Origin of the sequence: Mesorhizobium sp. B2-1-8, from assembly GCF_006442545.2 — a bacterium.
In the GTDB taxonomy this organism is placed as follows: Bacteria; Pseudomonadota; Alphaproteobacteria; order Rhizobiales; family Rhizobiaceae; genus Mesorhizobium.
The window spans coordinates 356099-373937 of record NZ_CP083953.1 but is presented as its reverse complement, the minus strand read 5'-3'; the positions used below and the strand labels follow the sequence as shown (position 1 = coordinate 373937).

Below are 17839 nucleotides of genomic sequence, written 5' to 3'. Positions count from 1 at the left end.
CGTCTTATTCGCCAGGGAGGATATGGCTCGCCTCAGGGCGCCAGGACATCCAGATTTTCGCGCCAGGCGTCAGGTTGAGCTGTTCCAGTTCGTCATGGCTTTTCTGTGCCTTGAGCTCTAGCCCGTCTGCGCCTTCAAGATGGACGACAGCGGTGGCGCCGACGAATTCTTCGCCCACCACCGAGGCGTGCATGGCATTGCCGGAACTCGGCCGGCGACTGGTGAGTTGCACCCTGTCGCCAGAGACCACGAAAGTCGCCTTGTCGCCCTTTGCCAATGTCTTGGTCGGATTGCGCGCGACGTCGAATTCGCCCGCGGGCGTGGCGATCCTGATGGCATCGGTGGCTACCGACGAAACTTTGCCGGCGAAGACATTCGACGAACCCAAGAACTCGGCTACGAACCGGGTGCGGGGCGCGCGATAGATCTCCTGCGGATTGCCGATCTGTTCGATGCGGCCGCGGCTCATGATGACGACGCGGTCGGCCATCGAGAACGCCTCGGACTGGCTATGGGTGACGTAGACGAAAGTGATTCCGAGCTCCTTCTGCAGATTCGACAGAACGGTCTGCATGCGCACCTTGAGATGCGCGTCGAGCGCCGACAGTGGCTCGTCGAGCAAGAGGATTTCGGGCTCTGTTACCAGCGAGCGGGCGAGCGCCACGCGCTGGCGCTGGCCGCCGGAAAGGTGCGCGATATTGCGGTCGGCGAATTCGGTGATCTGCATGCGTTCCAGCCATTTGTCGACGCGCCGGACGCGTTCGGCCTTGTCGACGCCGCGCATGCGCAGGCTGAATTCGACATTCTCGCGCACCGTCAGGAACGGAAACAGCGCCAGGCTTTGCCATACCATTGGCGTGTCGCGTCGCCACGTCGGTAGATCGTTGATGCGCTTGCCGGCGAGGCGAATTTCGCCTTCGGTCGGCGCCTCGAGACCGGCAAGCATGCGCAGCGTCGTCGTCTTGCCGCAACCGCTCGAGCCCATGATGGCGAGGAACTCACCCTTGCGAATGTCGAGGTCCATACGCTCGACGGCAACGAAACTGCCGAAACTTTTGACCACTCCGTCAAAAACGACAAGGGCTTCTTCGGTCATGGCTGTCACTCCGCTTTGCCGCCGCTCTTGAGGGCAGGACTGCGTTTCATAAGAAGGAGTTGGGCGAGTATCACCAGTGTCATCGAAGCAAGGAAGACGAAGGTGCCGATGACATTGATGCGCGGGCTAACCTGGCCCTGCAGGAAGCCGAGCACCTTTACCGGTAGCGTTTCGTGCAGCCCCGACACGAACCAGGCCACGGCGAACTCATCAAAGGAAACCGCCATCGTGATGAATAGCGCAGCGAAGATCGCCGGACGGCAGAACGGAATGATGACATGCCGCATGGCCATCCATTCCGAGGCGCCGAGGTTCCAGGCCGCTGCTTCCAGCGACGGATCCATCTGCGACAGGCGGAGCCGACAGATCGCCATCGCGAACGGCGCGCACATAACCACATGAGCAATGATGACGGAATGGATTTCACCCGACAGGCTGACATTCGACAGGAAGGCCAGCATGGCAAGGCCGAGAATGACGACTGGAATGGTCGGAGGCAACAATGCCAGCGCGAGATAGAGCGGCTTGCCGAAGAACCTGTAGCGGAAATCCGTGTAAGCGGCACCAAAGCCGATCGCCGTCGCCAGCACGGAGACGATCGCCCCAACGACCAGCGTGTTGCGCAAGCCTTCCCACACCAGTGGATCGGCGTAGACCGTCTGATACCAGACCGTCGAGAATCCGCCGAGCGGCAGCGACGGAAAGCGGTCGACATTGAGCGAGAAGACGAAGCTCGCCGCGATCGGCGCGAAGATGAAGGCGAACGACAGCACGATGTAAAGCTTCAGTGCCCAGTCGACCCATCGATTGCGGTTGAAGTCGCTCATCGTCCGCGCTCCCGGTAGGCATAGCTCACGGCCGCGAAGGCCACCGCCAGCAAGGTCGCGATCATGGTCAGCGCGATGACCGCCGCGCGCGGCCACTGCTGCCCGGACTTGGTGGTGTCGGTGATCAGAATGGACAGCGTCGGCGGGTCGCCACCCCCGAGATAGAGTGGACTGACGAAGTCGCCGAAGGTGAGGATGAAGCAGAACAGCGCGGCGATAACCAGTCCGACCTTGGCTGCTGGCACGACCACCTCGAACACCGTACGCAGCCGCCCGCAGCGCAGATTATGCGCGGCCTCGATCAGGTTCCTGTCGACGAAAATCAGGCTGAACAGTTGCAATAGCACCACCAGCGGGAAGCTCAGCGTCAGGTAACCGATCAACGTGCCGAAAGTCGAATTCAGCATGCCGAAAGGACCGATGCCGGCCCTGGCCAGCGCCGCGTTGAAGATGCCATTGTCGGACAGAAAGATCTGCCAGGAATAGACGCGCACGAGATAGGACGTAAAGAACGGAATGACCATCAGGAACACCGCCCAGCGCCGTGCCGCATCCGACAGCTTGAAGGCAATTCCGTAGGAGCAGGGAAAGGCCAGCGCACTGGTGATGATGGCGGCGGCGGCGGATAACTTCAGCGTTCGGAAATAGGCGTCCCAGAACACACCGCGGCCGAGCATCCTTACCCAATTGTCCGGATTGAAGTCCGACTCCATGCGGAAGTTCCGGACCGTCCAGAAGCTCAGCGCGATCAGGAAGACCAGCGGTGCGAGGAAGAACATCACCTGCCAGATCAGCATCGGCAAGGAGAAGGTCAGCCCGTAGAGAGTGATCGATTTCCGCATGGAAGCAAGCCCTGCCGTTGGAACACGGCTCATCTGATTGGCTGCCGCGCAGGCACGCCGCAATGCAAGGGCGGGCGCAGCGGCCCGCCCCACGTTTCACGAAGCTGTCTAGATATCGCGATCCGGGGTTCTAAGCGCCCTTGTAATCCGACCAGAAATCGTTCCAGTCCTCAAGGCTCTGCTGGACCGGTAACTGCCGATATTTGATGCGACCAGCGCGGATCATGTCCATGACGTTGCTCTCGTTGAGCAGCATGCCTTGGCGCTTGGCTTCCGCCGGCGTTTCCTTGGCCAGCAGTTCCCAGCCCTTCTTGTTGGGGATGAGGCAAGGATAGGCGACCATGTTGGCTGACTTCACCTGGCCCTTGGCCGAGGTGATGTACTGGATCCATTTCTTCGCCAGATCGGCCTTGGTGGAGCCCTTGCCGATGGAGAAGGATTCAGTGAACTGAAGGCCTCCCTCTTCCGGGATTACGGTACGCACCTTGGCGCCGCCTTTTTCCAGCGCTCCGGTGATCCAGTCGCCAATGCCAGCCATCGCCAGCATCTGGCCGTTCTGCAGCGAGGAGAAGGTGCCGCCATAGTCGAAGAATCCACCGATCTGCGGACGCAGTGTCTTCATCTTTTCCTGCAGTGCGCCCCAGGCGGCTGTATCGATGTCGTACGGTTTGGCGTTGCCGTCAAGCAGGCTGATTTGCCCGAGATTTGGTAGATGCCAGTCGAAATGACCGACCTTACCCTTCAGTTTATCAGCCCAGTAGATGTTGTAGGTCGAAGCTTCCTTTTCGGTGATCGCCTCGGTATTGTAGGCCACACCGAGAAATCCGAAGCGCGTAATGACCGAGTACAGATTGTCGCCTTGCCAATGGCCAGGAAAATGCTGGAACTCTGGGAAGAACTCGTCGAACCGATAGTCTGCCGGGTCGAGCTTCTCGATATAGCCGGCAGCGTTGAGCTGCTGTACGTATTCCGCGTCGGACAGGATGACGTCGAAGGTGCCAGGGGGTGACTGGGAAATCAGGCCGAGCATGTTGTCGCCGCCGGTATAATATTTCGGCTTGAACTTGACGTTGTTGGCGGCCTCGAACTCGGCCACGACGTCGGGCTCCGCATGACCGTACCAGGCGAGCATATTGAGCTCGACCGGTTCGGCGAAAGCCAGCCGGCTGAGAAACGGCATGGCGAGGGCGCCGCCGCCGAAAATGCTTGCACTCTTCAGTAGGTCGCGGCGGGTGGGTACGCCGGACAAGCTTTTCTTGATTGTCATGATTGTTCCCCTTGGTTTGTAGTTTCAGCTAGGGTATGAAGGGGCAATCCATTTGAAAAATTAATTCTAATAATAAATGCATTTGCACACCTTATTGACGGTTCAGCTCGATTGGCCGGCGCACGGGGTCGCCGGAGACACCCGCTTCATCCAGACGCGAGACAATATGGTTGACCAGCCGGATACCTGCGTCGGACAGTCTGGGGTGCTTGTAGAACAAACCGACACGGATTTCTGCGAGTGCTGGGAACCCGTCACTGTCGTCAAGCACTCGCATCCCTGGTAGCATTGTGTAGCGGGTCAGCGCGCTGGCGCCAAAGCCGTTCACCACGGCATTCTGGAGCCCGGCAATGCCGGATCCGGTATAGGCAATCCGCCAACGGATTTGGGCGGCATCCAGAGACTGGATCATGCGCGCCCGATAGGCACATCCTTCCGGGTGCGCTGCCAAAGGCACGCCGGTTTCCAACTCAAAGCGCGCGGATTCGGCGGCAGCCCAAATCGGCCGCTCGATCCACGACCGCGACAGATATTGGGAACGCTCATTGTTTACCATTGCTACGGCCAGATCGAGTTCGTCGGCGCGCAGCCGATCGAGAATGTCGGCACTCCAACCGCAATGGATTTCCAGTGAGATGCCCGGATGCTGGCTGGTATATTCGGTGATCACGCCCTGCAGGAAAGCGACCGCGTAGTCGTTCGGCAAGCCGATGCGCAACACGCCAGCTATCTTCGACCGGTTGAAATAGGAAGCGGCCTCATCGTTGAGCCGCAGCATCTCGCGGGCGTAACTCAACAGCATCTCCCCCTCGCTGGTAAGAAGCAGTGTGCGTCCGACCTGCCTGATGAGTTGTGCGCCGACCAGTTCCTCTAGCCGGCGGATCTGGAGCGATATCGCGGGCTGGGTGCGCCCGAGCGCGTCTCCGGCCTTGGTGTAGGCACCGAGATCGATAACCGACACGAAGGTCCTCAAGAGGTCCGTCTGGAAATTGACTATGTTGCGCATGGATTTGGATTTCTCATACGAGGATGATGAATATCAATTTTTCATATACGGGCATCGCAACTAATCATCAATCCAACAGCTGAAGTTGGAGAACGCCATGCCGGATGCCACTGTTTTTGCCGCCGAGCTGCCTTGGCCGGACTATGACGGAAAGGTTCGTGGCGGTTCGGTGCCCATCCTCCTCCCTGTCGGTTCGATGGAACAGCATGGCCACCACATGCCCATGCATGTCGATGTGCTGTTACCGGTCGAATTCTCCCGTCGCGTCGCCGGAGAGATTGGAGCGCTGGTCGCGCCGCCCTTCACCTATGGCTACAAGTCGCATCAGAAATCGGGTGGCGGCAATCACTTGCCGGGCACGACCAGCCTGGATGGCGCTACACTGGTCGCGGCACTGCGCGATGTCATCAAGGAGTTCGCCCGCCATGGCGTGCGCAATATCTGTTTGATGAACGGCCATTTTGAAAACTCATGGTTCATCGTCGAGGGCATCGATCTGGCGCTGCGCGAACTGCGCTGGTCAGGCATTGGCGACATGAAGATCGTAGTGCTGTCCTATTGGGATTTCGTCGACAAGGCGACGATCGCGCGTCTTTATCCCAACGGGTTCGCCGGCTGGGACTTGGAGCACGGCGGCGTGCTCGAAACATCGCTGATGTTGGCACTCTATCCGAATCTCGTTCATCTCGAGCGCGCCATCGATCATGAGCCGGCGACCTTTCCGCCCTATGATGTCTACCCGCCAAAGCCTGAATGGACACCGACGAGCGGCACGCTGTCATCGCCCAAGGAAGCTTCGAAGGAGAAGGGCGAAATCTTGCTGGACGTTTGCGTGAGCGGCATCGTCAAGGCATTGCAGGTCGAATTTCCGCGCTGAGTTTGCACCCAGCAAGTTGGATAGCCGATCGGGATTCTGACCCAGGACCCCGTGTCCGCAGGCAGGCTGGGAGATACCTCTGCATGCCAGTAGGGGGCGCTCACCAATGTCCGCCGCTGCCGGCCGTCGAGAGATGGGTAGGTCATACTGCCAGGCAGTTGCTGTATCAAAATATGGACGCTGGCCGGTGCTTGATAAGTGTAATCAGTATGGAAAAGGCCAATTCGGTGGCGCCTGCGCTATCTCTTTGTCAGTATTTTCGCCTGGTGGGGCCAAGGAGACATCCTTGCGCTCCACGAGGGTGTCGGACATGAACACTCTTGTCAGGTAAATGACAAACACGCATGCGAGGCCATAAACAGGTGACCTCGATGGGTCTGGCCGGCTTGCGTGTTGCGACGTCCCTCGATTCCAATCGTGCGGGATGTAAAACACACCCGTCAGGTCCTGATGACATTATGGTCCGGACCAAACGGGAACTTGGTGATGTTTTCCGCGCCGTCCTCCTTCACGATCAGGATGTCGTGCTCGCGATAGCCGCCAGCGCCAGGCATGCCTTGCGGTAACATCACCATCGGTTCCATCGACACAACCATTCCGGGTTGCAGCACGGTGTCGATGTCTTCGCGCAGCTCCACCCCTGCTTCGCGGCCATAATAGTGGCAGAGCACGCCGAAGGAATGGCCATACCCGAAGGAGCGGTATTTCAGCAGATCCCACGCGCGGTACATTTCGTTGAGTTCGATCGCGATGTCCTTGCAGCGCGCGCCGGGCTTGATCAATTCGAGTCCGCGGCGGTGAACCGCGACATTTTTCTGCCAAATGTCGAGGCTGGCGTCGTCGACATGGTCGCAGAACAGCGTCCGTTCGAGCGCGGTGTAATAGCCGAAGATCATGGGGAACGTGTTAAGCGACAGGATATCGCCTGACTGGACGCTGCGGTTGGTGACCGGATTGTGCGCGCCGTCAGTGTTGATGCCGGACTGAAACCAGGTCCAGGTGTCCATCAGTTCGACATAAGGGTGCGATTTTGCGATCTCGCGGATCATCGCATTTGTCGTCGCGATCGCCACCTCGTGCTCAGCCACGCCGGCCTTCACGGCAGCCACGCAAGCGGCACCGCCGACATCGCAGACGTGCGCCCCCTCGCGGATCAGCTTTTGCTCTTCCAGCGACTTGATGGAGCGCATCCACATGGACGGTTGGGCGATGTCGACGAACTCGACGCCCGGCAGCGCCTCCTCGAGCTGACGGCGGAAGTCGAGGTTGACGTGGTCGAACTCGATACCGATCCGCCTGGCGCCAGTGGCGAGCTGGCGCAGGGCGCTGTAGAAATTGTCGCGACGCCAATCGGTGTAGGTGATGTTGTCGCCGAAGCTGCGACGGAAAGGCTGGCCGCCGTCGATGCCGGCAGAAATGGTCGTCGCGCTGTCATGGTCGATGACCATGCCGTACTTGCGACCGAAATAGCAGTACAGCCAGCCCGAGTAGTAATTGATGCAGTGATAGGAGGTGAACAGCACCGCATCGACCGAGTTCTCAGCCATCCAGCGGCGCACGTCGTTTTGGCGGCGTTTCATCTCGGCCTCCGAGAACGGCGAATACTCCTTTTCGCCATTGTGCCACGCCATAACGTGCAACATGTCATCGGTCATCGCGCGGCTCCTTGCAGGTTGATGCAAGGAAGCTACAATCGACGCGCGCATCAGGAAAATTTATTCACCTGATACCTGCATTTCGGCAAGTTATGGAGATCGTCAGCCGTTTGGGCGATGGCGAGCGATTAGGAACGCTAATCCCTCGATATCGACTTCTCATTTCCGGCGGCGCGGCCGAATTTCTATAGTCCGCTTCCAACCTGAAACCCACTTAGATGCGGAGCAATGAAATGAACGTTTATGCCAAAGGGATGCCCAACGAACTGTTGCGGCTGCAGAAAATGCACAATGGCGAGAGGGCGGTCCCGACCTTCAGCGCTGGTGAAATGACCCGGCGCCAGGACGGCCTTCGCCGCATTCTGGCCGAGCTGAAGCTCGACGCAGCCGTGCTCACTTCGTATCACAACATCTGTTACTTCTCGGACTTCATGTTCTGCTATTTCGGCCGCCGCTACGCCTTCGTGGTGACTGCTGAAAAGGCGGTGTCCGTCTCGGCGGGCATCGATGCTGGCCAGCCTTGGCGCCGCACCTTCGGCGACAACATCACCTACACCGACTGGCAGCGTGACAACTATTTCTATGCCCTCCAGCAAACGCTACCCGGCGTGAAGCGGATCGGCATCGAGTTCGACCACGTCAACCTCGAATTCAGGAAGCTGCTGCAGGACGCCTTCCCCGACGTCGAGTTCGTCGACGTTGGTGCGCCGACCATGTGGCTGCGCACCATCAAATCGGCAGAGGAAATCGCCCTAATCAAGGAAGGCGCGCGCACCGCCGATATCGGCGGCGACGCCATCTACAAGGCCATCGGGGCGAACGTTCCCGAGTACGAGGTCGCGCTGGCCGGCACGCAGTCCATGGTCCGGCATATCGCCAAGACCTTTCCGCATGCCGAACTGATGGATACCTGGGTGTGGTTCCAGTCGGGCATCAACACCGACGGCGCACACAACCCGGTGACCTCGCGCAAGGTTCAAAAAGGCGACATCCTCTCGCTCAACTGCTTCCCGATGATTTCGGGTTATTATACCGCGCTCGAACGCACGCTGTTCCTCGACCACGCCAGCGACGAGCACCTGCGCATCTGGGAGATCAACTGCGACGTCCACCGTCGCGGCCTGGAACTTCTGAAGCCCGGCGCACGCTGCGGCGACGTGGCGACGGAATTGAACGAAATCTACCGCAGCCACAATCTGCTCGGCTACCGCTCGTTCGGCTATGGCCACTCCTTCGGCGTGCTGTCGCATTACTACGGCCGCGAGGCCGGCGTGGAACTGCGCGAAGACATCAACACCGTGCTGCAACCGGGCATGGTCGTCTCAATGGAACCGATGCTGACCATTCCCGAAGGCCTGCCGGGCGCCGGCGGCTATCGCGAACACGACATTCTGGTGATGACGGAAGATGGGGCGGAAAACATCACCAAATTCCCGTTCGGCCCTGAGCGCAACATCGTCAAGGCGTGATCGCCGATTGCCACGACTCTTGGCGGGCCTTCCTGAAAAGGGAGGCCCGCTTGCGTTTGTTTGGAGCAGCGTGATCTAATCGGCAAATGTGGAGCTTACCATGCGCAGCATCCCGACCGACCTTCTCCGCGCATTCATCACCGTCATCGACCTGCGCGGTTACACGCGGGCCGCCGAAAAACTCGGCCGCACGCAGCCGGCGATCAGCCTTCAGATGAGGCGGCTTCAAGATCTGCTTGGCGTCTCGCTCTTCACCAAGGAAGGTGGCGCGCAGATCACGGAACAGGGCGAACTCGTTGCCGGCTACGCACGCCAAATCCTGACGCTCAATGACGACATGATGCTGAAGCTCTCGAAACGTGACAGCAAGGGCCGGCTACGGCTCGGCATTCCCAATGACTACGCCGATCATTTCTTGCCCAAGCTGATGGCCAGCCTGGCGCGCGACGGCGGCGACCTCACCTTCGACGTCGTCTGCGACCTGTCGCACAACCTGCTGCAAGGCCTGCGCAACGGTCTCTTCGACATCGTCGTGGCGATGACCCCCGATGGGCCTGCCGAAGGCGCGTTCATGACCTGGAAGGAAACGCTGGCCTGGGTCGCCGGAGCGCAATCCGCCCATCAACCGGAGGATGGGGGAACACAGGATGAGCTGCGCATCGTTTGCTACCCGGAAGGATGCCTCTACCGCCGCAACATGCTGACCGCGCTGCAGCGTGACGGACGCAATTTTGAGATCGTGTACACAAGCCCAAGCCTCGCCGGCCTGGAGGCTGCCGTGGGCGCGGACTTCGGCGTGACGGTTCTGGCGCGCCGGATCATTCCGGACAAGCTTCGGATCATCGAGCCGTCGAACCATCTTCCCCGGCTCGCCGATGTCGTGGTCGGCATTTATGTCAGCCCCGATCGCAAGCGTTCGGCCGTGGCGCAGAGTTTTGCAGCCCGTTTTGCCGACATGTTCGTCGCCGGCCAAGGCGTTGCGACATAGGTTGAGAACTGCTTTCTCGGCTCGAGACCGAAGGAGCGGCAAGCCAACTACTTCAGCCGACGCCGGGTCAGCAGCGCCAGCATCATGAACAGGATGATCGACAGCGCAAGCAGCAGCGTGGCGGCCGCCATGATGGTCGGATTTATCTGGTCGCGGATGCCCGAAAACATCTGCACCGGAAGAGTACGCTGCTCGGCGGCCGTCATGAACAGCGCAACGACCACCTCATCGAAAGAGGTCGCGAAGGCGAAGATCGCGCCTGACACCACGCCCGGCATGATGTTCGGTAAAGTGACGCGGAAGAAGGTCGATAATGGCGACGCGCCGAGGCTCAATGCCGCTCGAGTAAGGTTGGTGTCGTAGGTGGACAACGTTGCTGTCACTGTAATAACGACGAACGGCGTCGCCAGCGCCGTATGCGCCAGGACGAGGCCAGTGCGTGTGTTTGTCAAGCCGAACTGGCCGAAGAAGAGGTAGCTGCCGACAGCCACGATGACGATCGGCACGATCATCGGCGAAATTATCAATGCCATGACCAGCCGCCGCGCCGGGAAATCGGGCCGCGAAATGCCGAGTGCCGCCAAGGTGCCGAGCGTGGTGGCCAGGATCGTGGTCATCACCGCCGCCACCGCGCTGTTGAATATGGCGTTCATCCACCGCGCGTTGCCAAAGAAATCCGCATACCAGCGCAACGAATATTCCCGCACCGGCAAGGTGAAGAAAGGATCCTTGGAGAAGGAGAGCGGCACGATGATGAACAGCGGCGCAATCAGGAACAATAGCACCGCGACGGCGAATGCCACCACGAGTGTGCGCATCAGGCGTTCGGACGGCGTTGCGTAGGAAGGCAGCCACATGGCGTCACCCCAGCTTGATCTTGTCCGCGCCGACGAGGCGCAGGAACAACAGGTAAATGGCGAGCGTCACGACGAGCAGGACCACACCGAGACCGGCGGCCAGGCCCCAGTTGAGATCCCGGTTTATGTAGACCGAGATGAAGTTGGAGACCATCTGGTCCCGCGGACCGCCAACCAGCGCCGGCGTGATGTAATAGCCGAGTGAAAGAATGAAGGTCATCAGGCAGCCGGCAACGACGCCGGGCAGCGTTTGCGGCGCATAGATACGCCAGAATGCGGAAAGCGGCGGCGCGCCGAGCGAGCGGGCAGCGCGCAGCTGCGTGGTCGGGATCGAGCGCATCACACTATAGATCGGCAGGATTGTGAAGGGCAGCTGGATGTGGGTCATGGCGGTGACCGTGCCGAATCGCGTAAAGATCAGTTGCACCTTCTCGCTGGTCAGGTGAAGCGCCATCAGCAGATCGTTGATAACCCCGTCCGATTGCAGCAGCACCACCCAGGCAGTGGTACGAACCAGCAGCGACGTCCACAGCGGCAACAGCACCATCAGCATCATGACCCCGGCGATTGCCTTCGGCGCGATGGTGAGCACATAGGCGACGGGATAGCCAAGAAGCAGCGTGAAGGCGGTCACGAGCCCGGCGACGAAGAGTGTGCGAAGCAAAACGTTGATGAAGATCGCCTGGTCGTCCTGGACACGCACAAGCGAACCATCCGGATCCTGCTTGAGGTCAATGGCCGTCAACAGATAGTAGGGCGTGAGCACCGAAGAATTACGCTTGATCACCGACCAGATTTCCGGCGATCGCCAGTTCTTGTCGAGTTCGACGAACTTTTTCTTGTAAGGACCGACGTCCAGTTTCTCGACCATGCGGGCGGCGGCGAGGACGCGCCCACGCATGCCGGATATCTCGTAGTTCAGGCGCTTGCCAAGCAGGGCAGCCGTGCTGTTGTTCTTGGCGATCTTGAGATCCGCTGCGAAGGCGGCAAACACCGCCTCGTCCGGCGCGGCCGCACCATCCCAGCTTTCAAGCGCGACCATTGTCTGCGGCAGTACCTCGCGCGTCTCCGGATTTCCGACGGCCGTCACCAACAGGTAGAGAATCGGCGCGACGAAGACGACGACCAGAAAGGCAATAAGCGGCAGCGCCAGCGTAAGAGCGGCGCGCCTGGCTGGACGTTCGGCACGACGCACGGCCATGAAGACGTTGATGCGATCGGTGTCGACGGCGGTCATGGCTCAGCCCCTAAGCAAGCGGCATTCGGCGACGCTGCATTCGAGCATCACCTCTTCGCCGAGAGCGAAAGCCCGCCCCTGGCGGGCGGGGATACGCGCGGTGACAAGCTGGCCGCCGAGTGCCTCGACCGACAGCCGCATATGATCGCCAAGGAAGAATACGTCTCGCGCCGTGCCGGAAAAGCGGTTCACCTCCCTACCGGTCGCGGCGCCGGCGAGCGAAAGATTTTCAGGCCGCACCGATAGGCTGAGTGCGTCGCCGGCAGCCGGGTTGCCATTCGCCGCCTTGAACGTCGTCCCATCGGCCATGCGCAGCACAGCGCGACCGGCTTCCTGCCCGGCCAAGGTGCAAGGCAAGGTGTTGTTCTCGCCTATGAAGGAAGCCACGAAACGATTGGACGGCTCGTTGTAGAGCGTCACCGGATCGGCAAGCTGCTGGATGCGGCCGTCATGGAAAACCGCGATCCTGTCCGACATGGTCAGCGCCTCGGACTGGTCGTGCGTGACGTAGACCATGGTGATGCCGAGTGAGGTCTGGAGCTGCTTGATCTCGATCTGCATGTGCTCGCGAAGCTGCTTGTCGAGCGCACCGAGCGGTTCATCCATCAGCACCAGCGACGGTTCGAACACCAGCGCGCGGGCCAATGCGACGCGCTGCTGCTGGCCGCCGGAAAGCTGTGCCGGGCGTCGATCACCCAGCGTTTCAAGGTTTACGCGGCCAAGCGCCTGACGCACCTTTTCTTTGGCGGCAGCGCCTGTACTGCCGCGATAGCGCAGCGGGAACGCGACATTCTCCGCCACCGTCATGTGCGGAAACAGCGCGTAGTTCTGGAACACGAAGCCGATGTTGCGCTTTTCCGGCGGCAGCCGCTCGACTGGCCTGTTGTCGAGCAGGATATGACCGAGCGTCGGCTGCTCGAAGCCGCCCAGCATCATCAAGGTCGTGGTCTTGCCGGAGCCCGAAGGCCCCAGCATGGTCAGGAACTCGCCGCGAAAGACGGTCAGGTTCAAGTCCTTAACGACGAAGTTGATGCCATCGTAGGACTTCTTCACATCCTCGAACCGAACGAGGGCATCGACTTGACTGTCCGTTGCAGGTGACATTCGTCGAGAAAAGTTCATCGATGCTATCCTCCGGATGGCCGCGCTATTGTGCGAGCCACGTCGTGAACCGCTTGCGGATTTCATCTCCGTTGTCAGCCCAGAACCCATTGTCCAGCGTCAGCGAAACGGTCAGGTTTTGCGGGCTGGTTGGCAAGTTCTTGGCGTCTTCGGGCGCTACGAATTGGGAAGCGGATTTCCGCACCGGTCCGTAAGGGATGTACTTGGTGATGCCCGCCAGGATTTTGGGATCAGCTGCGTATTTGATAAAGGCCAGGGAGCTTTCCGCATTCTTGGCGCCCTTCGGAATCACCCAGTAGTTGGAATCGAGGATCTGGTTGTCCCAGACGATGCGGAAGTCCTTGCCCTCTTTGTTGGCGTTGTAGATGCGGCCATTCCAGGCAGTTGTCATCGTCACCTCGCCCGAGGCAAGCAGCTGCGGTGCTTGTGCGCCTGCTTCCCACCACACGATGCTATCCTTGATGGTATCGAGCTTGGCGAAGGCCCTGTCGAGACCCGCGGGCGTCGAAAGCGTCTCATAGACCTGGCCCGGGGGCACTCCGTCAGCAAGCAACGCAAATTCGAGATTGGTTGCCGGGTTCTTCCACAGGCCCCGCTTCCCCGGGTATTTGTTCGTGTCGAACAGATCCTTGATCGTCTTCGGGCCGTCGGAAAGTTTGGCGCCGTCATAGGCAAGCGTCGTCGCATAGACAATGGTGCCAACGCCACAATCGGACGTCGTGCCTTCAATCCAATCCTCTTTCGGGCCGATCGTTGACCAGTCGATCTTTTCGAAAATGCCCTCATCGCAGCCTTGCAACAACGTGGGCGCATCAACATCGACGACGTCTATGGTGGTGTTTCCGGATTCGATCATCGCCTTGATCTTGGCGATTTCCCCGCCATATTCCTGTTCGTCAATCTTGATGCCTGTGCTGGCTGTGTAGGTTTCGAATACGGCCTTGCGCTGCGCTTCCTGGTAGGCGCCGCCGAAACTCATGACGGAGAGCGCGTCCTGCGCCATCACCGTTGTCGAAAAAAGCACGCCGATGGAGAAAATTAGCGCCGGTCCGATTGATTTGATCGCCATGCCCGTCACTCCGTTGTGAGTTGAACCAGACCTCGGCTCATTATTTTTCCGCCTTGGCCAGTCTCACAACGCTAGTTTCGCAAATTGGCGCCGGCAAATAAGTACATGACATGACTCCATCAGATCCCGTTATCTTGGCCTTCGAGAGAGCAGGCGCTCTTGCCTCTGCATTTCGGATGGTCCGGTTGCCGCCGTTCAACTTGGGAGCAGATCCGCGTAGCGCCCGCCTACTCCAACTTTCGAAAATTCCGGCGCACGGCCCAGGCACTACAGCTAACGCTTGGGAATACGCGCATCGTCGGGAGCTCGGAGGAACCGCGAAAAGTCCAGATGGTTTCCGTGGTCCGCCACTTGTCTTGGCTGGCGCATGGAACTGCAGTCGACTAAGTTGAGCTTCACGCCGTCATCTTACCAGATGAGTTTTCATGCCGCATGAGAAAACATTCTATGGAACGGATGATCGCGATCAACAGCAGATTGATTGCGAGATAGAGCACCCCGGCAATGTCGAATATCTCGAAGATCGCGAAGGTCTGGTTCATCAGTCGCTTGGCATACCCGGTTTCGAGCACCGTGATTGTCGAAGCAAGGCTGGTCCTTTCACGACAAGGATAAGCTCATTGCCATGGGCCGGCAGCGCCCGGCGGATTGCGAGCGGAAACTCGATGCGGCCGAACCGCAGCACGCGCGACATGCCGCACGCCTGGGTCGCGAGACCGACCGGAACCGACATCAAACCGCCGCGCAGGAGTTCTGACGTGTAGGCGCCGTGTTCAGCGCAAGACTGTTTGGGGCTACAACATCAGTCGTCACGATGCGTATCCGGTTCTGACGCTCGATCGACAACCATATCCGCTGCAATGCCGCGACGCGCGAGTGAGCTCAGCACGGCAACCTCAATAGCGCCGAAGCTGCCGCCGCCCGCAAAGGCAAGCGCGGCCTTGGGTTGTGCAACCGGCTTGGTCACGACGCACCTCCCCAATTGTGGGATCGCGGCGCCTGCCGCGATCCCACGCTCCAGCTACGGCGCCACCGCGATGTGACCCCTCATGTTGGGATGGAAGCGGCAGAAATAGTCGACCGCTCCCGCGGCCTTCAATGTCAGGCTTGCGGACTTCTTCGGCGGGATCATCACCTCCCAACCGCCCTTGACGGTGGCCGTGTGGGCGAACATGTCCTTGTTCACCCACTCGATCGTATCGCCTACCTTCGCCTCGACGGTGGCTGGCGAGAACACCAGCTTGTCGATGGTGACCTGAATGGTTTCGGCCTTCACCGGCGCTGCAATGAACGTCAGCGCCAATGTCGGCACCATCAACGCCGGCCTCATTTCAGCATACTGGCGACGTGTTCGGCATGCTGCTCATGGCCCTGAAATATCTTCAGGCCGGTCTCCAGCAGGCTCTTCAGTTCGGCATTGCTGGCTGAAGGAATGAGCAGCGTTTCGAGAGCGCCGTCTACCTGCTTGTGGTAGGCCACTTCATTGTCGACATAGGCTTTGTCGAAGGCCGCACCCTTCAGGTCGGCGAGCTTGGCCCGCTCTTCCGTGGCGGCTTTGGTGAGCGCCTTGCTGGTGGCGTTGTCTTCCGGCGTCACCTTGAGCTTCTTGACGAGATCGAGCGCCTGCTTGTTCACCGCTTCGTGGTCGCGCACCATGTCCTTGGCGAAGGCGAGCACCTCTTTGTTCCTTGATTTCTTGAGCGCTTGCTTGGCCGCCTCGACATCGATCACGCCGGCAGTATAGGCGATGTGCGCGATCTGCGGGTCGGTTGGTTTATCGGCGGCTTGCGCGAGCGGGGCTGTGCCGAGCAGCAGCAAGGCGGCCAGGGCGGCAGTGTGACGAATAAGCATGAGATCTCCTTCGCCCGGACTCGAAAATCGCATCGGGCATCGTTTTCAGTTGACGGTCAATTGGATGCTGGGTAGCGGCAAACGTTCCCGCCAAATCAGCTGAATTCGACCAGGATCAGTCTCACAAGCCGAGCCGCTCCATCACGGCAGCGGTCAGCCGTTCGCAGCGCCGGCCGGCGAAGGGAAAGGCATCGAGGAGCACTGGCCCGATTTGGTCGTCCAGCGCCTTGCGCAGCAGGACGCGGGCGCGATGCAGGCGGGTCTTGATAGTTTCGGGGCGCACGCCGAGTAGTTCTGACGTCTCTTCAATGCTCAGGCCCTCGATCACCCGTGCCACGAACACCATCCGGTAAAGATCTGGAAGGGTGTCGGTCGCCCGTTCGACAAGGGCCAGAATCTGCCGTTGCGCCATCGTCCGCTCCGGATCGTCGGTTGGGTTGAGGGGGAACCGGATGATTTCGGCTTGGGGGTTGTCGGGCATCGTCACCGTTCGCCGTCTTTTACGCAACCGGCCAAGCGCTTCGTTGATGACGATGCGCGACAGCCACGTGCCGAGCGAGGCGTCGCCGCGAAAACTTTCGAGATGGGCAAAGGCCCTGACATAGGCCTCCTGGACGACGTCCTCGGCCTCGCTGTCGTTGCGCACCACGCCGCGCGCGATCCGGTAAAGCCGCTGGTTATGCGTCTTGATGATGGTGCGGAAGGCAGCGCCGTCGCGCGCCATGGCGCGCTGTGCCAATACCAGGTCATCAGAGGCGGCGATGATTTCGGTCGCGTCTCGTCGAACGTACAACATGAGCAGTCTCCTTGCCCTTCAATAGATGGGTCTCGACAACAAGGGTTCCCGAAAATTCGTCACACTGGAATCGACGACAGGAATTCGCGCCTCAGATCGAGGTCCGTGTCGAAAACCTCCATTTGGTGACCAGGCGCGTGCCGTGCGCGTGGATGCCACGCGATGTCATGCAGCCATGCTCGGCAACAAGCACGACGGCCACTCCACCCGGCTGCAGGGCATCCTCAATGGCGCGAGCGATGTCTTCCGCGAGCCGCTCCTGTATCTGCAGGCGACAGGCACAAGCCTCGACAACCCTTGCCAATTTGGAGATACCCACCACGCGGCTGACGGGCATGTAGGCGACGTATGCCTTGCCGTGGATTGCCGCCATGTGGTGTTCGCAGAACGAATGAAACGCTATGTCGTGCAGTTCGACCGCCTGGTCATAGCCGCCGATCTCATCGAACGTCCGTTCGAGCAGTCTCACAGGATCTTGCCGATAGCCGGCAAACCACTCTTCATAAGCACGAACGACACGCGCAGGAGTATCGACAAGCCCGGGTCGGGCCGGATCGTCTCCGACCCATGAGATCAACGTCCTGACCGCGGCCTCTGCATCGAAGCGCGTCGGGCGGGCGCAGCCGATTGTCTTGGGCGTCCCGTTTCCCGCTGAACTTCCCTCGGCGGAGGCCGGCACGCGGTCTTCGGCGCCGTCCAGAATTTGCGAATGCAGGTCCATCGGTCTCTCCGGGTCCACGCTCGAAACTATTGGATGCGCCCAGCGAGGATTGGTTCCCGACAGGCAGGGAGCAAGGTTCGCACCCATGGCGAACCACGGGAAGGTTTCGAAACCTCTCCTCCAGTTTCACGTCCGCCGCGTTCTCGACACACGTCGTCA

General features: G+C 59.9%; 20 protein-coding genes. 4 read left to right on the top strand and 16 right to left on the bottom strand.

Translation table 11 applies throughout. The features are described from left to right. Positions 1-4: 4 nt before the first annotated feature. The 5 genes from FJ970_RS33015 to FJ970_RS32995 all read right to left on the bottom strand — a co-directional run bounded on the left by FJ970_RS33015 (position 5) and on the right by FJ970_RS32995 (position 4993). Positions 5-1096, bottom strand: coding sequence for an ABC transporter ATP-binding protein (locus FJ970_RS33015; RefSeq protein ID WP_140765411.1), 1092 nt, complete (start codon positions 1094-1096; stop codon positions 5-7). A 5-nt stretch (positions 1097-1101) separates the two neighbouring features. Continuing rightward, positions 1102-1923 (bottom strand): ABC transporter permease, encoded by an 822-nt coding sequence (locus FJ970_RS33010; RefSeq protein ID WP_140765413.1) that lies wholly within the window; start codon positions 1921-1923, stop codon positions 1102-1104. Continuing rightward, positions 1920-2765: an ABC transporter permease gene (locus FJ970_RS33005; RefSeq protein WP_140765425.1), complete on the bottom strand. Its 846-nt coding sequence runs from the start codon at positions 2763-2765 to the stop codon at positions 1920-1922. The genes FJ970_RS33010 and FJ970_RS33005 overlap by 4 nt, the downstream gene beginning before the upstream one ends. A 130-nt stretch (positions 2766-2895) precedes the next feature. After that, positions 2896-4032: a spermidine/putrescine ABC transporter substrate-binding protein gene (locus FJ970_RS33000; protein ID WP_140765415.1), complete on the bottom strand. Its 1137-nt coding sequence runs from the start codon at positions 4030-4032 to the stop codon at positions 2896-2898. A gap of 91 nt (positions 4033-4123) precedes the next feature. Beyond that, a complete protein-coding gene (locus FJ970_RS32995) occupies positions 4124-4993 on the bottom strand; it encodes a LysR substrate-binding domain-containing protein (RefSeq protein WP_415752060.1) in 870 nt (289 codons plus the stop codon). 142 nt (positions 4994-5135) lie between these two features. Here FJ970_RS32995 and FJ970_RS32990 point away from each other — a divergent pair, with 142 nt between their 5' ends. Beyond that, complete coding sequence (locus FJ970_RS32990; protein WP_140765419.1) at positions 5136-5915, top strand: creatininase; 780 nt, start codon at positions 5136-5138, stop codon at positions 5913-5915. 440 nt (positions 5916-6355) lie between these two features. Here FJ970_RS32990 and FJ970_RS32985 read toward each other — a convergent pair whose 3' ends face one another. After that, positions 6356-7570: a M24 family metallopeptidase gene (locus FJ970_RS32985; RefSeq protein ID WP_227792280.1), complete on the bottom strand. Its 1215-nt coding sequence runs from the start codon at positions 7568-7570 to the stop codon at positions 6356-6358. A 254-nt stretch (positions 7571-7824) separates the two neighbouring features. Between FJ970_RS32985 and FJ970_RS32980 the strand changes: the two genes are divergently transcribed. Continuing rightward, complete coding sequence (locus FJ970_RS32980; protein ID WP_227792358.1) at positions 7825-9039, top strand: M24 family metallopeptidase; 1215 nt, start codon at positions 7825-7827, stop codon at positions 9037-9039. Positions 9040-9139: 100 nt separating this feature from the next. Further along, positions 9140-10027 (top strand): LysR substrate-binding domain-containing protein, encoded by an 888-nt coding sequence (locus FJ970_RS32975; protein WP_140765830.1) that lies wholly within the window; start codon positions 9140-9142, stop codon positions 10025-10027. A 47-nt stretch (positions 10028-10074) separates the two neighbouring features. On the opposite strand, the gene FJ970_RS32970 is transcribed toward FJ970_RS32975, so the two are convergent. The 5 genes from FJ970_RS32970 to FJ970_RS34055 form a co-directional block, all read right to left on the bottom strand. Further along, positions 10075-10884 (bottom strand): ABC transporter permease, encoded by an 810-nt coding sequence (locus FJ970_RS32970; RefSeq protein WP_140765832.1) that lies wholly within the window; start codon positions 10882-10884, stop codon positions 10075-10077. 4 nt (positions 10885-10888) lie between these two features. Then, complete coding sequence (locus FJ970_RS32965; protein ID WP_140765834.1) at positions 10889-12121, bottom strand: ABC transporter permease; 1233 nt, start codon at positions 12119-12121, stop codon at positions 10889-10891. Between the two features lie 3 nt (positions 12122-12124). Then, on the bottom strand, positions 12125-13225 hold the full coding sequence (locus FJ970_RS32960; protein ID WP_140765836.1) for an ABC transporter ATP-binding protein: 1101 nt from the start codon (positions 13223-13225) through the stop codon (positions 12125-12127). 43 nt (positions 13226-13268) lie between these two features. Continuing rightward, positions 13269-14312, bottom strand: a complete 1044-nt coding sequence (locus FJ970_RS32955; protein WP_140765838.1) for an ABC transporter substrate-binding protein — start codon at positions 14310-14312, stop codon at positions 13269-13271. A gap of 395 nt (positions 14313-14707) precedes the next feature. After that, positions 14708-14854: a hypothetical protein gene (locus tag FJ970_RS34055; RefSeq protein ID WP_415752059.1), complete on the bottom strand. Its 147-nt coding sequence runs from the start codon at positions 14852-14854 to the stop codon at positions 14708-14710. Between the two features lie 35 nt (positions 14855-14889). On the opposite strand from FJ970_RS34055, the gene FJ970_RS34050 reads away from it, so the two are divergent. Then, positions 14890-15069 (top strand): hypothetical protein, encoded by a 180-nt coding sequence (locus FJ970_RS34050; protein ID WP_415752058.1) that lies wholly within the window; start codon positions 14890-14892, stop codon positions 15067-15069. Between the two features lie 45 nt (positions 15070-15114). Here FJ970_RS34050 and FJ970_RS32945 read toward each other — a convergent pair whose 3' ends face one another. The 5 genes from FJ970_RS32945 to folE all read right to left on the bottom strand — a co-directional run bounded on the left by FJ970_RS32945 (position 15115) and on the right by folE (position 17680). Beyond that, a complete protein-coding gene (locus tag FJ970_RS32945; RefSeq protein ID WP_181178853.1) occupies positions 15115-15279 on the bottom strand; it encodes a hypothetical protein in 165 nt (54 codons plus the stop codon). Positions 15280-15333: 54 nt separating this feature from the next. Then, positions 15334-15642, bottom strand: coding sequence for a cupredoxin family copper-binding protein (locus FJ970_RS32940; RefSeq protein WP_227792278.1), 309 nt, complete (start codon positions 15640-15642; stop codon positions 15334-15336). Then, positions 15639-16163, bottom strand: a complete 525-nt coding sequence (locus FJ970_RS32935) for a DUF4142 domain-containing protein (protein ID WP_227792276.1) — start codon at positions 16161-16163, stop codon at positions 15639-15641. The genes FJ970_RS32940 and FJ970_RS32935 overlap by 4 nt, the downstream gene beginning before the upstream one ends. A gap of 121 nt (positions 16164-16284) precedes the next feature. Continuing rightward, entirely contained in the window at positions 16285-16959 is a 675-nt protein-coding gene (locus FJ970_RS32930; protein ID WP_227792273.1) for an RNA polymerase sigma factor, read from the bottom strand. Between the two features lie 91 nt (positions 16960-17050). After that, entirely contained in the window at positions 17051-17680 is a 630-nt protein-coding gene (folE, locus tag FJ970_RS32925; protein ID WP_140764172.1) for a GTP cyclohydrolase I, read from the bottom strand. Between the last annotated feature and the right edge of the window lie 159 nt (positions 17681-17839).